Annotated in this window: 17 protein-coding genes; 10 read left to right on the forward strand and 7 right to left on the reverse strand. The window is 56.6% G+C overall.

Annotation, left to right across the window (positions count from 1 at the left end):
* Window positions 1-131: 131 nt before the first annotated feature.
* Window positions 132-782, forward strand: coding sequence for a DUF7504 family protein (locus tag U5911_RS14585; protein WP_336037789.1), 651 nt, complete (start codon window positions 132-134; stop codon window positions 780-782).
* Window positions 779-1,168 carry a hypothetical protein gene (locus tag U5911_RS14590; protein ID WP_336037790.1) on the forward strand — a complete coding sequence of 130 codons (390 nt, stop codon included), beginning with the start codon at window positions 779-781 and terminating at the stop codon, window positions 1,166-1,168. The genes U5911_RS14585 and U5911_RS14590 overlap by 4 nt, the downstream gene beginning before the upstream one ends.
* Window positions 1,169-1,225: 57 nt before the next feature.
* Here U5911_RS14590 and U5911_RS14595 read toward each other — a convergent pair whose 3' ends face one another.
* Window positions 1,226-2,572: an RNase J family beta-CASP ribonuclease gene (locus tag U5911_RS14595; RefSeq protein WP_336037791.1), complete on the reverse strand. Its 1,347-nt coding sequence runs from the start codon at window positions 2,570-2,572 to the stop codon at window positions 1,226-1,228.
* Window positions 2,573-2,847: 275 nt separating this feature from the next.
* Between U5911_RS14595 and U5911_RS14600 the strand changes: the two genes are divergently transcribed.
* On the forward strand, window positions 2,848-3,117 hold the full coding sequence (locus U5911_RS14600) for an amphi-Trp domain-containing protein (protein ID WP_336037792.1): 270 nt from the start codon (window positions 2,848-2,850) through the stop codon (window positions 3,115-3,117).
* Window positions 3,118-3,123: 6 nt separating this feature from the next.
* Here U5911_RS14600 and U5911_RS14605 read toward each other — a convergent pair whose 3' ends face one another.
* Both U5911_RS14605 and U5911_RS14610 read right to left on the reverse strand, forming a co-directional pair.
* Window positions 3,124-3,345 carry a phosphoribosyltransferase gene (locus U5911_RS14605; protein ID WP_336037793.1) on the reverse strand — a complete coding sequence of 74 codons (222 nt, stop codon included), beginning with the start codon at window positions 3,343-3,345 and terminating at the stop codon, window positions 3,124-3,126.
* Window positions 3,346-3,483, reverse strand: a complete 138-nt coding sequence (locus U5911_RS14610) for a hypothetical protein (protein WP_336037794.1) — start codon at window positions 3,481-3,483, stop codon at window positions 3,346-3,348.
* 376 nt (window positions 3,484-3,859) lie between these two features.
* Here U5911_RS14610 and U5911_RS14615 point away from each other — a divergent pair, with 376 nt between their 5' ends.
* Complete coding sequence (locus U5911_RS14615; protein ID WP_336037795.1) at window positions 3,860-4,030, forward strand: DUF5786 family protein; 171 nt, start codon at window positions 3,860-3,862, stop codon at window positions 4,028-4,030.
* Between the two features lie 88 nt (window positions 4,031-4,118).
* The gene (locus U5911_RS14620; RefSeq protein WP_336037796.1) at window positions 4,119-4,322 is read left to right on the forward strand and encodes a hypothetical protein; all 204 of its coding nucleotides are present in this window, start codon (window positions 4,119-4,121) and stop codon (window positions 4,320-4,322) included.
* A gap of 670 nt (window positions 4,323-4,992) precedes the next feature.
* On the opposite strand, the gene U5911_RS14625 is transcribed toward U5911_RS14620, so the two are convergent.
* Window positions 4,993-5,235, reverse strand: a complete 243-nt coding sequence (locus U5911_RS14625) for an amphi-Trp domain-containing protein (protein ID WP_336037797.1) — start codon at window positions 5,233-5,235, stop codon at window positions 4,993-4,995.
* Window positions 5,236-5,834: 599 nt separating this feature from the next.
* On the opposite strand from U5911_RS14625, the gene U5911_RS14630 reads away from it, so the two are divergent.
* Both U5911_RS14630 and U5911_RS14635 read left to right on the forward strand, forming a co-directional pair.
* A complete protein-coding gene (locus U5911_RS14630) occupies window positions 5,835-6,083 on the forward strand; it encodes a DUF4242 domain-containing protein (protein ID WP_336037798.1) in 249 nt (82 codons plus the stop codon).
* Window positions 6,084-6,653: 570 nt separating this feature from the next.
* Window positions 6,654-7,250, forward strand: a complete 597-nt coding sequence (locus U5911_RS14635) for a DUF998 domain-containing protein (protein WP_336037799.1) — start codon at window positions 6,654-6,656, stop codon at window positions 7,248-7,250.
* Window positions 7,251-7,760: 510 nt separating this feature from the next.
* On the opposite strand, the gene U5911_RS14640 is transcribed toward U5911_RS14635, so the two are convergent.
* The 3 genes from U5911_RS14640 to U5911_RS14650 all read right to left on the reverse strand — a co-directional run bounded on the left by U5911_RS14640 (window position 7,761) and on the right by U5911_RS14650 (window position 10,712).
* Entirely contained in the window at window positions 7,761-9,155 is a 1,395-nt protein-coding gene (locus U5911_RS14640; RefSeq protein WP_336037800.1) for an FAD-binding oxidoreductase, read from the reverse strand.
* 154 nt (window positions 9,156-9,309) lie between these two features.
* Complete coding sequence (locus U5911_RS14645; RefSeq protein WP_336037801.1) at window positions 9,310-9,747, reverse strand: ester cyclase; 438 nt, start codon at window positions 9,745-9,747, stop codon at window positions 9,310-9,312.
* Window positions 9,748-9,857: 110 nt separating this feature from the next.
* On the reverse strand, window positions 9,858-10,712 hold the full coding sequence (locus U5911_RS14650; RefSeq protein ID WP_336037802.1) for a helix-turn-helix transcriptional regulator: 855 nt from the start codon (window positions 10,710-10,712) through the stop codon (window positions 9,858-9,860).
* 351 nt (window positions 10,713-11,063) lie between these two features.
* Here U5911_RS14650 and U5911_RS14655 point away from each other — a divergent pair, with 351 nt between their 5' ends.
* The 3 genes from U5911_RS14655 (at window position 11,064) to U5911_RS14665 (ending at window position 12,588) form a co-directional block, all read left to right on the forward strand.
* Window positions 11,064-11,309: a UPF0175 family protein gene (locus tag U5911_RS14655; protein WP_336037803.1), complete on the forward strand. Its 246-nt coding sequence runs from the start codon at window positions 11,064-11,066 to the stop codon at window positions 11,307-11,309.
* On the forward strand, window positions 11,299-11,787 hold the full coding sequence (locus tag U5911_RS14660; RefSeq protein WP_336037804.1) for a PIN domain-containing protein: 489 nt from the start codon (window positions 11,299-11,301) through the stop codon (window positions 11,785-11,787). The genes U5911_RS14655 and U5911_RS14660 overlap by 11 nt, the downstream gene beginning before the upstream one ends.
* A gap of 231 nt (window positions 11,788-12,018) precedes the next feature.
* Entirely contained in the window at window positions 12,019-12,588 is a 570-nt protein-coding gene (locus tag U5911_RS14665) for a hypothetical protein (RefSeq protein ID WP_336037805.1), read from the forward strand.
* Window positions 12,589-12,649 lie beyond the last annotated feature (61 nt).

A 12,649-nucleotide genomic window follows, 5' to 3' on the forward strand; every position in this document is an offset into this window, starting at 1 on the left:
GTAGAGACCGAGCAATCAATTCAGGTCGCTATCTGCCCGTCCTGTGAGGCGCGCTACTATCCAGAGCAGGCGCTCACCACCCTCACAGGAACACCGACCGACCCAGCACGCCACGGGGACCGGTAATCCGAATGGACAGCAGCTACGCACACCCTGAAGACGGATTCGGCAGTCAGTTCCCCGCTATCTTCGAGACCGGAGCGACCGTTCTCACCGCCACAGCTGGGCCACCTACTAACTACGACATCGACCTCGACGCGCTCGCTACCTTCGGAACCGGTTCGGATACGGCTATCGTCGTCACGACGGCGACGCCCGCGACGGGGACTATCGAGGCATTCGCTGCGCGGATTGGCGTCAGCGAACGCTCCGCTCTCGAACTGGTCGATACAACAGGAACCCGTCCTGCGTACGGCGCACCGTACGACGAAATTCCGGTTCTCTCCACGACTGGTCCGGGCGATCTCGAACGCCTGCTCGTCGCGCTCGCCGAACTCACAGAATCCCCGGTTCGGTCGCCAGCTCGCCGGCACCTCGTCGTTCGATCGCTCTCGCCGCTACTTGAAGCCAACCCCGTCGAGCGCATCACGACCGTCCTCGAACGAATCCGCGCATATCGGTCCGCTTCCGGGCTCTGTCTATTCGGCTTCGACTTCACGAACCACGACGAAGCGACGCTCGCTGCGCTCTCCGAACACGTTGACGGCATCCTCTGGGTTCGAGAGCGAGCCGCCAACCAGCCCGCCTTCGACTACGAACCGACGACCCAACACCAGCTATGACCCACTCCGACATCGACGTTCCAGCAGAATGGCGCGTCCAGCAGCCCACCGACCAGTTACGCTCGCCCACGAAATGCTACTATCGGACATCCACTGGCACCACGTTTATCGTCACAATCGTCTCGGACGACGACAGCTATGCTCTTCGGCTCTCGACAGAAACACCGACCAACGTCCGCCACGACTATCTCGTAGACAAGTACAACTCGTGTCGGACAGTCACGTCGGCAGCCGAGTCGTTCATCCCACACCTTACGCGGCGGATTCGGCGAGACGAACTCTCCGCGTCCGACCCGAGTATCGACGAGGTTCAACAGACCATCAAGGCGTTCAGAGAAGAGTCCGTCCTCCAGTCACTCCGACGAACCATAGACAGGTTCCTGTAATACACCACGTGAAAACGCCCGAGCACGTGGATACTGTGTTCCGTCCTTTCGGCGGTGTTACTCGACGAGTTGGATGGTGTTGCCGTTCGAGGTCACGTGGAGGTCGTGGCCGACCTCGTAGCCCTGACTCTCCGCGAGATTCACGTAGCCCGAAAACCCTTCCATGTTCTGGTGAGCGGGGATGAGGTGCTCAGGCTGGAGAGTATCCAGCATCTCGTAGTGCCCCTCTTGACGGAGGTGGCCGGAGACGTGGACGTCGTCGTAGATGCGTGCGCCCTGCATCCGGAGCAGTTGTTCGCTCTGGTAACGCTGGCCTTCGTTGGTCGGTTCGGGAATCACGCCTGCCGAGAAGATGACCTTGTCACCCTCTTCGAGGTCGTACGCAGTTTCCCCACGACCCATGCGAGTGAGCATCGCGCGGGGCTCGCCTTGGTGGCCCGTGACGATGGGCAGGAAGTTCTCCTTGCCCTCGTTCATGATGCGCTCGAAGGCGCGGTCCACACTCTTGCGGTGACCGAACATTCCGAGGTTGTTCGTGAACGAGACGGCCCCTATGCGTTCGGCCGCGCCCGAGTACTGTTCCATCGAGCGGCCGAGCAGAATCGGTTCCCGGCCAATATCTTCGGCGAATTCGACGAGGCTCTTCACGCGGGCAATGTGGCTGGCGAACGTCGTGGCGACGATACCGCCTTCGTAGTCCTCCACACTCCCCATGACGTCTTTCAGTTGGCTGCGCGCAACGCTCTCGGAGGGGGTGCGGCCCTTTCGGTTGGCGTTTGTGCAGTCCTCGACGTAGCAGAGGACGCCGTCGCCTTCGCGGCCGATTTCGCGGAAGCGGTCCATATCGATGGGGTCGCCGATGACCGGATCGTGGTCCATACGCTTGTCGAGGCCGTAGACGACTGCGCCTTCCGGCGTGTGCAGCACCGGATTGATAGCGCCGATGACGGAGTGCGTGACGTTGACGAATTCGAGTTCACACTCCTCACCGATGTCCATCGTCTCGCCGGCCTCCATCTCAACGAGGTCGTTGTTCACGTTGAACTTCTGTTCACCCTCGATTTGGCCTTTCACGAGTTCGAGCGTGTACGGCGATGCGACAATGGGTGCGTCGTAGCGGTGCGCGAGTTTGCTGATTGCGCCGATGTGGTCGAGATGGCCGTGCGTCGGTACAATTGCTCGAACGTCCCCGTCGAGCTCGTTCATGATGCGGTCGTCGGGGATAGCACCCATGTCGATGAGGTCCAGCGAGTGCATGCCCTCGGTCTGGATGTTGTCGTGAATTAGCACCTTCGTGAGGTTGAGGCCCATGTCGAAGACGACGATGTCGTCCCCGGCACGGACCGCAGTCATCTGCCGCCCAACTTCTTCGTAGCCGCCGATTGTCGCAATTTCGATTTCCATAGTAGGTCCGATCAGAGCAGTCCCAGTACTCCATAAGGAGGACGCCCGGGAGAGGAGAGTAGGGAACAAACGCGAGCAAAGACAGCGAACAGCGGCGTATGACCGCCGATGACCGTATTCAGCTAGCGTGGACACCCGACTCGGGGACGACACGTGTTTCGGTTACCTCACTGTAGATGCCCGCCGCGTAAATACCCCGTGAACGAGTGTCCTGTACAGCTCTCACCTTAGCGGCCAGTTGTTTTCCCTTAGTTCCTGTCGTCGCGCCGTACGGAATGCCCGAAGAAACGATGTTCCGCGTCTCGTCGCGTCGCAGGCAGGAGGATATCGCTGATTCGCTCCGCACGCTCGCGGAGAAACTCGAAACGGGGGAAGACGTTACGTTGTCAGCTGACGGCGAGTCAACGACGGTGACCGTGCCGGACGAACCCCGCTTCGAAATCGAAGTTGAGCGGGAAACACCGACGTCTGGCGGTCAAACGGAGACCAGCATCGAGGTGGAAGTTGAGTGGAAGGAGGGAAACAAGTCGTTCACCATCGAATAACAACGGTTACTCGCGGAAAGGCTTGACCGAGTAGACGCCGTACTCGTCGTCGAGCCGACGCGTGGTCTCGTTTTCCTCCGCTGCGAGTAACGCAATGCCACCGACAGTGCCGCCTGCACGTTCGAGTAAGTCGATAGCGCTGCCGACTTGGACTGCGGTTTCCATCCAATCATCGACGAGGAGAATCGGGTCGTCTGTGAATACCTGTCGCGTATCGACTTCGAGCATCTACTCTGTTCCAGTGTAGTCCACGAGCGGGTCAGCAACGCGGTGTTCGTTCCGAATGGGGAGTTTTTGGTCTTTCCTGATCGCGGTGAACCCGACACCGAAGCGGCGTGCGAGTGCTGTCCCGCGGATGAATCCCATCGCGTCGATGCCCGCGACGTGGTCAAAGGCACTGGAGTCAAGTTCGGCGGCGAGTTCGTTGACGAACGCATCGAACGTATCGGGGTCGGCGAAGAGGGCAGGAACGTTCGTTCGATACTCCCCCGGGGCTCTCGATTCGCTTGCGGTAGTCGGCCCATTCCATAGGCGCTCGTTCTTGAGGAGGCGTCCAAACGGTTACGGCACCAATTCTTGGTGCTGTCCGGGTCTCCCAGTGAGGACCGACGCGGTAGCCCTCAGGTTTGGTCGTCTGTTCAGTACGCGGAGAAGTCAGCCAGCTACGATTTGGAACTATCGAAATTCCGGGAGCCGAAGCACAAATCGTACACTTTTTGCTCGTTCCGGCGAACGTGGTGGTATGGGTTTTGGTAGCTACGACGAGTCCGAACAACAGGACCAGAACGTCGAGACGGACGAGGACAAGGGAGTCAACGTCCACGAGAACGACCACGAGGGCGACGTTCACTTCGAGACGGACGCTTCGACGGACGACCTCGTCAACCAGCTCAAGGACATCAAAGACGACTAGCGGGCAGAAGTCCGGGAGACACGTACTGGAATCCCGTACTCGTTCCGGGAACACAATTTCTTTTCCGAAGGACCGCGTACTGTCCGAAGTGCCTCTAGATGACGTGCTTCGTGAGCGTGTCGTCTTTTTCGGTGGGAAAGCGACCGGCGTCGAGTGCCCAGACTGCGAGTTCCGGAGCCGCGATATCGATCTCTCCCCGCACAACGTTCGGGACGTGACGTGTCCGGACTGTGGGGCGACGATTCTCACCGAATCCCAGATGTCGGACCTCCGGAAGTCCGTGAAGCTCTGAGGATTCATCGGGAGGAGCTCCTCGCCGCATCTGATCGGTATCGAACCGAGTGTTCACGCGGATACGTTGCCGCTCGTGTTTTGGCGTACATGGTGAAGCCACCGGCTAGCATTCGCTATAGAACCGCCAAATGCTCAGAGAGGCGTTTGAGAGGCGGGCTTTGCCGAACAATCTCGTGTTTGATTCCACCCCTCTTCAGATCGGATTCTCTCCAGAACCCTCACGTATACCTAGGAAATATCGCAGTGTAGACGTCCTGTCGAGCCGAATATCACTTCCGCTAAGCCTACAAGCAGATTGTCGCCCGGTCGTGTCGCGGGCGTACATTTCCGATGTGCTATAAAAATTATTTACAAATAATACGCATAGCTTCAATTGGTGCCTTTTGATGTGGTCGATTACCCCTACTGAATCCCGCTTCCACGGTACTTTCGCGGGTCTTCGATTCTGACAAGCCTTGGCTGATGTCTGCCGGAAGTGCTGTCGTGCTGTCAGACTGGTCTGTCAGTGCTGAATATAGGGCGCGAATCTCGCATGGAGTTGCCTTCCAATCACGGGTAGTTGGATCGGTCAGTATAGACGAACGCTGTATAATGATAGCCGACGAACTACCTATTGGCTGCCAAGATCGGTGTTGAATATAGAGGTTGGATGCAGCGCACCAACGATGCTATTTCGTCCACCTAATCTCGTATTCAAGCTCGTACCGTTGTTCGCCGGTCTCTGAATCCGTGAGTCGTTCGAGTTCGACTTCGAATCGAGGCCCTTCGGGCACAGCTACGCTCTGTTCTTCTGCGTCGCTCATTAACGTGACATCCCCGGATTCGATCTCATCTGCAGCGTCGCGTAATGCTTCAGCAATCTCGGTTCTCGGAAGCTCTTCCTCGGTTTTGAATAGTACTTCTTCAGGCATCAGTTCTTACTACACGCTCCACGGACATAGAGCCAACTACGAATCCCATAACAGAAGAACACACTTCGATGCTGCATTCGCCGTATCATCTTGCACGGCGCTCCGAACATTATCTAAAACTGACCGTGTCGTTGCGGGAAATTCGCACACCTACTTACCGGCCACTTCACCGTCACTGACGGCGGATTTTACTTCCACTTTCCCTACTAGTAGATTCTCGGCCGGTCGTGTCGCGGGCGTACATTCCTAGTATTCTATTAGTAATATTTAAAATAATATATTTATTCAGTTGCAACATACTGTTGAAACAGGTCCTTCTATAGTAGCCTCTCTTTCTCGCCAGCTCTCGGAAACTGCCGATGACGCAGAGCCTGGAATGAGATCTGCCGGGAGTACTGGCATCTGTCAACTTCGGACGACCGTGCTGTATACAACGCGCACATCTTGGGGCTGGATCGCACGGTACGGTTGATTATTTGTCGATACCGATTGCAGAGTCGCCGCTCATCATAGACCGGTACAGTCCCTCGAGTAATTGCATCCTTTCAAAAAATGGCCCTCAATAACTAACCGTGGTCCTATCCCATGTGATGTGTACCATGCCACTGTATATGGACGTTCATAGGGAGGTTGATGCGACCGTTGAGGACGTTGTAGAAGCTCACAAGAAGGATATCGAAGCCCAGGAAAAACACGGCGTGAAATACCTGAATTACTGGGTGGACGATGACGAAGGGGCCGTCTTTTGTCTCTTTGAGGCACCCAGCAAAGAAGCAGGTGAGAAGGTCCACAAAGAAGCCCATGGTCTCACCGCAGACGAAATCTTCGAAGTCGAACAGGGCGAGTGAATTAGGCCACCGAGAGAACTATCTCTGGCAACTTGCAAGATACAAGCTCTGTATGCAGCACGTAGTTTCTGACAGTCGCTAACGATTACCCATGGCGTGAATCGAGCAGCCATGTTGGCTTGCTCGCCAACTACTCTGTCGCTATTTCTTGTATGAACTCTCCACCCCATCCACCCCACTTCCATCGAGTCGACTAGTAGATCCTCGGCCGGTAGTGTCGCGGGCGTACACATCGAAATTCCCCGAAGCGACGACTATCTGGCCGCTCAGGCGTTACAAACTCGTTTGAACAGAGGCCAGAAGTACATCTCACTCAATGCTAAGTACAGATCACGCAGTTATCAATCCGGAAATCCACCTTACTGGTAGCTATCAAAAGGCGTGCTGGATACAGAGAATGGGTGCAGCAGGATGGCACCCATTCCCTGTCAGACTACCGGTGACCAGGATGTACTTTCCGACTAACTTTGACCGAACACCGCGCATGACTCCATTGCTTTGAGCAATTCACGAAGAGGCAGGATTTCGGCTCAACTCGGTTTCTCCGAATCGTCGATAGCGGGCTTCAGTATGGTTCTTTCCGGGTTCATCGCTTTTATGGGTATCATCACAGCCGAGGTTCTCTATCCAGAATATTCGACTCGACAGGACCTCAGTGATCTCGGGTCAACGCTGCCACCTAATCCGATCATCCACGAGCCCTCGGCAACAATATTCAACAGTACGATGCTATTAACGGGGGCACTCGTGCTGTTTTCAGCCTACTTTGTCTATCGCGGTACGAGTAACTGGGGCTTCCCGCTCGCACTCGCTATCTTTGGATTCGGCGCATTCGGCGTCGGGCTATTCCCTAGCAACGTGACGCCCTGGCACGGGCTATTCGCCCTTCTGACATTCTTCTCTGGCGGTATCACCGTGATTCTCTCTTCACGGGTTGTCGCCAGGCCATTCTCCTTGCTTTGTGGCCTCTTCGGTGGCATCTCCCTCCTCATGCTCGTGAGCGTCTTTCTCTTTGGACTCCTTATCGGCGGCCCCCATCCTCTAGAGCTCCTTGGAAGCGGTGGGATCGAGCGGTGGGTAGCCTATCCACTCATTCTTTGGATACTCGCTTTCGGGGGCTATTTGCTGGGAACCTCTAGCAACAACCTGGGTCCCTACGACCAGTGACCGATATGCGCCCTGTATTCAGCACGTCTCTGCAAACGGTACCTGAAGTTGATAGATCTTCTTTGTTAGATTCGCAGATTGACCTATCGGCCACTTCGCCGTCACTGATTCCGGATTTTCTTTCATCGATCCTACTAGTAGATTCTCGGCCGGTAGTGTCGCGGGCGCACATCTTTTGTATGCTATTAGAATTATTTATAAATAATATCAATTTCTTCTACTGAAATTTACTGTTGGGACAGATCATCCCACTACGAGCTTTTTCTCGTTGTATTTTCCGAAAATAGCCGATGATGACGAGCGTGGAATGATGTCTGCCGGGAACACTGTATATTCGATCATATGCAAAAGTGTCACGGGCCGTGTTCAGACACCTCTGAGTGACCTGCAGATAAGGCAGGTAACGAGGGCTCTGGTATATGAATTCAGTAGTACTGCTGAGCCGATACGATATATAATTGTCAGCTCCGGTCACGACAAATGCGATCCGAACGATTGAGAAGATAATTCTCAAACAGTCGGTTCGATGTTCTGGTTCACCCGAAACAGGTTCTCCGGGTCCCACTCGCTTTTGAGCTGAACCAACTCGTCGTGGTTCTCGCGGTACGCGAGTTGCTCCTCGCCCTTTTCCTCTGTGATGAAGTTAACATAGGTACCACCTGTTGCGTACTGAGTCATCTCGTCGTAGAGATTGCGAGCCCACGCGATACACTCCTCGTCGAGTTCGGGATCCTCCCACCGTGTGTGGAGATTCATCAGGAACTCGGCGTCCCGATGCGGATAGGCCGTCCCGTCTGTCGGCACCTCGTTTATAGCTCCACCCAACTGGGCGATAGCGATTTCGCTGTGATTCGTCGGCATTCGATCCATGTACTCGACGAATTTCTCGATCATGCCGTCGGTGATCGTCTCGAAATTGTGGGACTTCCAGTAGTTTCGGGCACCGGGCTCAAGCAATCCATCGAAGGCCTGCTGCCAGCCGACGTACGTGTGTGGTGAGATGACGTCCACGATGGGCTCGCCAATCGCACGGAGCGGTTGCAGAGCTTCTTCGCCTTCGTCTATGTCTCCCGCGTAGAACGCCGCGAGGATGAGTACCTTCTTCCCATGCCACTCCTCGGGAAGGAACGGGAGCGGTGGTGCGTGCCGAAGTACCGCCCAGACCGTCACGTCGTCAGAGACGTCGGACACGAACTCCCGATACGCGTGGAGAGTTTCGCTCGCGTCTTCGAACGGATAGACCAGCAAGCCGGAGAGAACCTCTGGACCGACCTCGTGGAGTCGGAATTCGAACGAGGTTACGATCCCGAAGTTTCCACCACCGCCGCGGATGCCCCAGAAGAGGTCCTCGTTTTCGTTCTCACTAGCGTGAACGAGGTCGCCGTCGGCGGTAACGACGTCGACAGAGAGGAGATTGTCGGCTGTCAGACCGTACTTGCGTGAGAGCCACCCGAATCCACCACCCAGAGTGAGCCCCGCGATGCCGGTCGTCGAGTTGTATCCGACGGGCGTGGCCAGTCCGAACGTCTGCGCCTCGTGATCGAACTCGGCCAGGGTCGCGCCGGGTCCGACGAGCGCGGTCTTTGCGTCGGGATCGACGCGGACCGAGTTCATCGGCGAACAGTCGATCACGATACCGTCGTCACAGACTGCATTGCCCGCAACGTTGTGGCCACCCCCCTTTACCGAGACGAGCAGGTCGTGTTCCCGGGCGAATTTCACTGCCGAAATCACGTCAGCGGCTCCCTCACATCGAGCGATGACTGCCGGCTCCTGGTCGATCATCGCGTTCCATATCGTCCTGGCCTCCTCGTAACCCGACTCGCCCGGACGGAGGACCGTCCCGCGGAATCCTTCTCGAAGCGCTTCGACCGCCTCATTGTCTAGGGGGTCTAAGTCACCCATGAGTACAACCAGGGGACGGAGTGGCGTCATGATTCCTTGAGAAATTTTTTCACGCCGTGAAATCGAACCTGATGGCGGGTGAGTTTACAGATAGCTTGTCGTATCGAGAAACCTCTTCGGCGTCGAGGTGTTCCTCTGACCGTCCCGACCCGTTTCACAGTTTTTGGACCACGCCGAGTTGCTGAAAGATCCCCAGCATGTCGACGTTGAGCCACGCTTCCGTGATCATCCCGTCGTCGAGGCGATACATCTCCATGGCCGTCGTTTCCATCGTTTCGCCTGTCGGCTCGACGCCCATGAATCCACCCAGGTGTGTTCCGGTCCCCGTCAAACGAGCGACTACCGTGTCGCTGTCACCGACGAGGTGAATCTCGGGATGGTTCAGGTCTGGGAACCCCGCCCGGAACGCTCGGACGAGCTGTTCGAATCCCTCCGGACCGTGCAATTCTCCTGGGACGGGTGGAACGTGGCCGACGAAGTCTTCAGCGAACAATTCGTTCACTAGGTCGACGTTCCCGTCGTCGAAGATTTCGGTCGGAATTCGACGGACGATCTCCTCGTTCGTTTCGACTGTGCTGTTTCGTTCTGTCATTCCTGCCCTCGGATCTGGATACGGGAGCGACCGTCGTCATGATCTCGGACGAAAGTATTTCGGGCCGTGAAAACGGACCGGACGCGCGGAGCCGCCGGCCGGGAACTGGCTCAGGCGGTCACGTCTTCGGGGAGCAAGTCAGTCCGGTCGGAGAGGGAGAACGGACGAGCGTCCGCCCGGTGACGATCGAAGACCGAGATTGCCCATTCGCGGGCGTTTGGATCATCAGTATCGATCACGGCTTCGAGCAACCCCGTTTCTTCGTTGTGACAGCAGATCCCGATGCGGTCGTCGAAGATACCCAGGCCACACCGTTCCTTGTCTGGGATGGCATCGTGCAGGAGTATGGTGCAGTTGTCGCACGACGCGGCTTGAGAGACCCGTTCCAGGTCCCATTCGATGGTCGCACGCAAGACTTCCGGCGGGTAGATGTACTCGTAGTCCATCCCATCCATCACGCACCGGCAGATGGTCTCGTTGTTGACTGATTTGAAGACGGTGGTTCCGAATCCGCGGAGCTTCGTGGTTCCTTCGACCAGTTGGCTGACGCGCTCGACCGGCTCGTATGGGTATCCCGGGCCTGGATACGAGACGACCGCATCGGCAAACAGATCGACCGAGAACCCCTCCATTTCTCGCGGAATATACTCCCACACGTCGCGGAGTTCCTGTTCCGTTTTCATCGCACGCTGCAGGTCCTGGAAGCGTTCTACCACGTACTCACCGAGCGGTGTCAACTCGTACGTCGAGCCGTCCCTGACGATCCATCGTCTGTCGTCGAAATCACCAAGGATTCGACCGATGGTCGGTGACGATGCGCCGGTCGACGAGCACAGCTCGTGACGTTTCTTGGGCTCCTCGGCCAACGTAGCGAGGACTCCTATTCGGTGCCCCGACCGCGCGAGATACGCGATGTCACCGATTGGTGACTCTGTCTCCTTGTGTGGTATGTCATCTCGGCCCATGACTGAATTACGTAATCCAACGTGAAAGCGATTGGCTCTCTGATGCGACGCTCAGTGACAGACCAGTCGTATCGTCCGCAATCAGTGCCTGAGCAGCGAATTCTGGGATTTGCGATGTGAATTCAGCATTTCGCCAAGAAATTGTCTCAAGCTTACCCACATTCCGTCTCTCATTTGATTCCCGTATTCCCCCTGCTAGACGGCACGAGACGCGTGATTTCACTCCCATCGTGCCTACTAGTAGATTTTCTCCCGGTAGTGTCGCGGGCGTACATCGAGCTTCTCAGCACTTGGTGTGTTCGTTTCCGGTGGAGCCAAACACTCAAGAATCACCTGCGCCTACGTTCCGCTATGGCGACGATCGAGATCGACGACGACGTCTACGAGGCGTTACAGCTCCCGGAAGCGGAGCGGTCGTCGGCGATGAAGCGGGAGCTGGCGGTCTCGCTGTACGCCCGTGACGTCCTCTCTTTCGGGAAGGCGCGGGCCCTGGCGGAGTTGTCGAAGCGAGAGTTCCAGGACCTCCTGGGCGAGCGCGAGATTCCCCGCCACTACGGCGAACAGGAACTCGACGAAGACCTCGAATATGCCGAATAGCGGGCTCGTCGTCTCAGACACCTCCCCACTCCTGAACCTCGCGCTCATCGACCGAACCGACCTGCTCCGGTCCCAGTTCTCCGACGTTACGGTTCCACAGCAGGTCTGGGACGAACTGACTGAGGGCGAGGATGGCCTGGAGGCGCTCCGTGAGTTGCGCGACGACGGATTTCTGCACCTCGTCGAGGTGGAACGCTCGGACTTGTTCGTGGAACTCTTCCACGAACTCGACCTCGGTGAGACGGCGGCACTCTGCTACGCTGTCGAGGAGGACGCTGACCTCGTTTTGCTCGACGAGCGAGACGGTCGGCGCGTGGCCCGCAGACACGACCTGAACGTCACGGGCGTAATCGGGATCCTCCTTCGCGGAGCGAACACTGGGGCGGTAGACTTGGAACACGAACTGGACGCCCTCCGCGAAGCCGGATTCTGGATTTCCGACGACCTCTACTCGCAGATTCTCTCCGAAACCGGATAGTTCCCTTCCCGCGGATAGACTGCTGCAACTGCCAAATTTCACTTTCACCGAGTCTACTAGTAGATTGTCGCCCGGTCGTTAGTGTCGCGGGCGTACACCCAGAATTCCCGAGTACCAACGGCTCTCGGGACCCGTCAGGTTCCACGGATTCGTTGGAGCAGCAGCCAACTCACAGCTCACTCGATGCTAAGTACAGACAAGATACTTACAGGTTCGGAGGGTTGTGGCCGTATGGCTACGACAGACGCTAAATCACTCATTATCCTGGGACTCATTAGTAGTCTTCTTACTGTCGTTGGTCTTCGGCCCGAGTATGGGTCGTTAAATGCTGGGCTCCCGGAATTAGCGACTGTCCTGCTCCTTCTGATTACTCTCGGATTTGTAGCAACTGGTTGGTTCTGGTTCCGAGAGCCTGCACCCAGTCAGATTCGATACGAGCAGATTCCAGCGCTCGTTGTTAGTCTGGTCGGTATCACGGGTATCGTCGGGAGTCTAGTCGTGTTTCCGCCGTGGCAGTATACCGGGATGGCCGCCGGTCTATTCTCCATTTCCACCGGTCTGTTCGTTGTCCCCGGTATCGGGCTGAGTCTGAGTGGGTATATCTGGTTTCGGCAGCGTACTATGAGATACCCACTTGCCCTGTTGGCTGGTCTACTGGCGGTCGGTCTCTCGTACATCATCCGTCAGCGATTAGATGTTATTATCGGAATTCCGCTCGTTGTGGTCGTCGTCGCGATTATCTTCCTCCTGCCAGTAGTCGTCACACTCCACGTTATCACACCCGAGTCGTTAGCGAGGTAACTACGCAGATCGGCTTACCGGCGACTTCACAGCCACTGGTGCCGGATTTTAGTTCCACCGT

It is taken from the genome of Halobacterium yunchengense, assembly GCF_037031165.1.
GTDB classification, from domain to species: domain Archaea; phylum Halobacteriota; class Halobacteria; order Halobacteriales; family Halobacteriaceae; genus Halobacterium; species Halobacterium yunchengense.

Excerpts from the sequence above, each read along its gene's own strand:
- U5911_RS14585 (WP_336037789.1), top strand. The coding sequence starts at position 132 with ATGGACAGCAGCTACGCACACCCTGAAGACGGATTCGGCAGTCAGTTC.
- U5911_RS14590 (WP_336037790.1), top strand. The coding sequence starts at position 779 with ATGACCCACTCCGACATCGACGTTCCAGCAGAATGGCGCGTCCAGCAG.
- U5911_RS14595 (WP_336037791.1), bottom strand. The coding sequence starts at position 2,572 with ATGGAAATCGAAATTGCGACAATCGGCGGCTACGAAGAAGTTGGGCGG.
- U5911_RS14600 (WP_336037792.1), top strand. The coding sequence starts at position 2,848 with ATGCCCGAAGAAACGATGTTCCGCGTCTCGTCGCGTCGCAGGCAGGAG.
- U5911_RS14605 (WP_336037793.1), bottom strand. The coding sequence starts at position 3,345 with ATGCTCGAAGTCGATACGCGACAGGTATTCACAGACGACCCGATTCTC.
- U5911_RS14610 (WP_336037794.1), bottom strand. The coding sequence starts at position 3,483 with ATGGGATTCATCCGCGGGACAGCACTCGCACGCCGCTTCGGTGTCGGG.
- U5911_RS14615 (WP_336037795.1), top strand. The coding sequence starts at position 3,860 with ATGGGTTTTGGTAGCTACGACGAGTCCGAACAACAGGACCAGAACGTC.
- U5911_RS14625 (WP_336037797.1), bottom strand. The coding sequence starts at position 5,235 with ATGCCTGAAGAAGTACTATTCAAAACCGAGGAAGAGCTTCCGAGAACC.
- U5911_RS14630 (WP_336037798.1), top strand. The coding sequence starts at position 5,835 with ATGCCACTGTATATGGACGTTCATAGGGAGGTTGATGCGACCGTTGAG.
- U5911_RS14635 (WP_336037799.1), top strand. The coding sequence starts at position 6,654 with ATGGTTCTTTCCGGGTTCATCGCTTTTATGGGTATCATCACAGCCGAG.
- U5911_RS14640 (WP_336037800.1), bottom strand. The coding sequence starts at position 9,155 with ATGGGTGACTTAGACCCCCTAGACAATGAGGCGGTCGAAGCGCTTCGA.
- U5911_RS14645 (WP_336037801.1), bottom strand. The coding sequence starts at position 9,747 with ATGACAGAACGAAACAGCACAGTCGAAACGAACGAGGAGATCGTCCGT.
- U5911_RS14650 (WP_336037802.1), bottom strand. The coding sequence starts at position 10,712 with ATGGGCCGAGATGACATACCACACAAGGAGACAGAGTCACCAATCGGT.
- U5911_RS14655 (WP_336037803.1), top strand. The coding sequence starts at position 11,064 with ATGGCGACGATCGAGATCGACGACGACGTCTACGAGGCGTTACAGCTC.
- U5911_RS14660 (WP_336037804.1), top strand. The coding sequence starts at position 11,299 with ATGCCGAATAGCGGGCTCGTCGTCTCAGACACCTCCCCACTCCTGAAC.
- U5911_RS14665 (WP_336037805.1), top strand. The coding sequence starts at position 12,019 with ATGGCTACGACAGACGCTAAATCACTCATTATCCTGGGACTCATTAGT.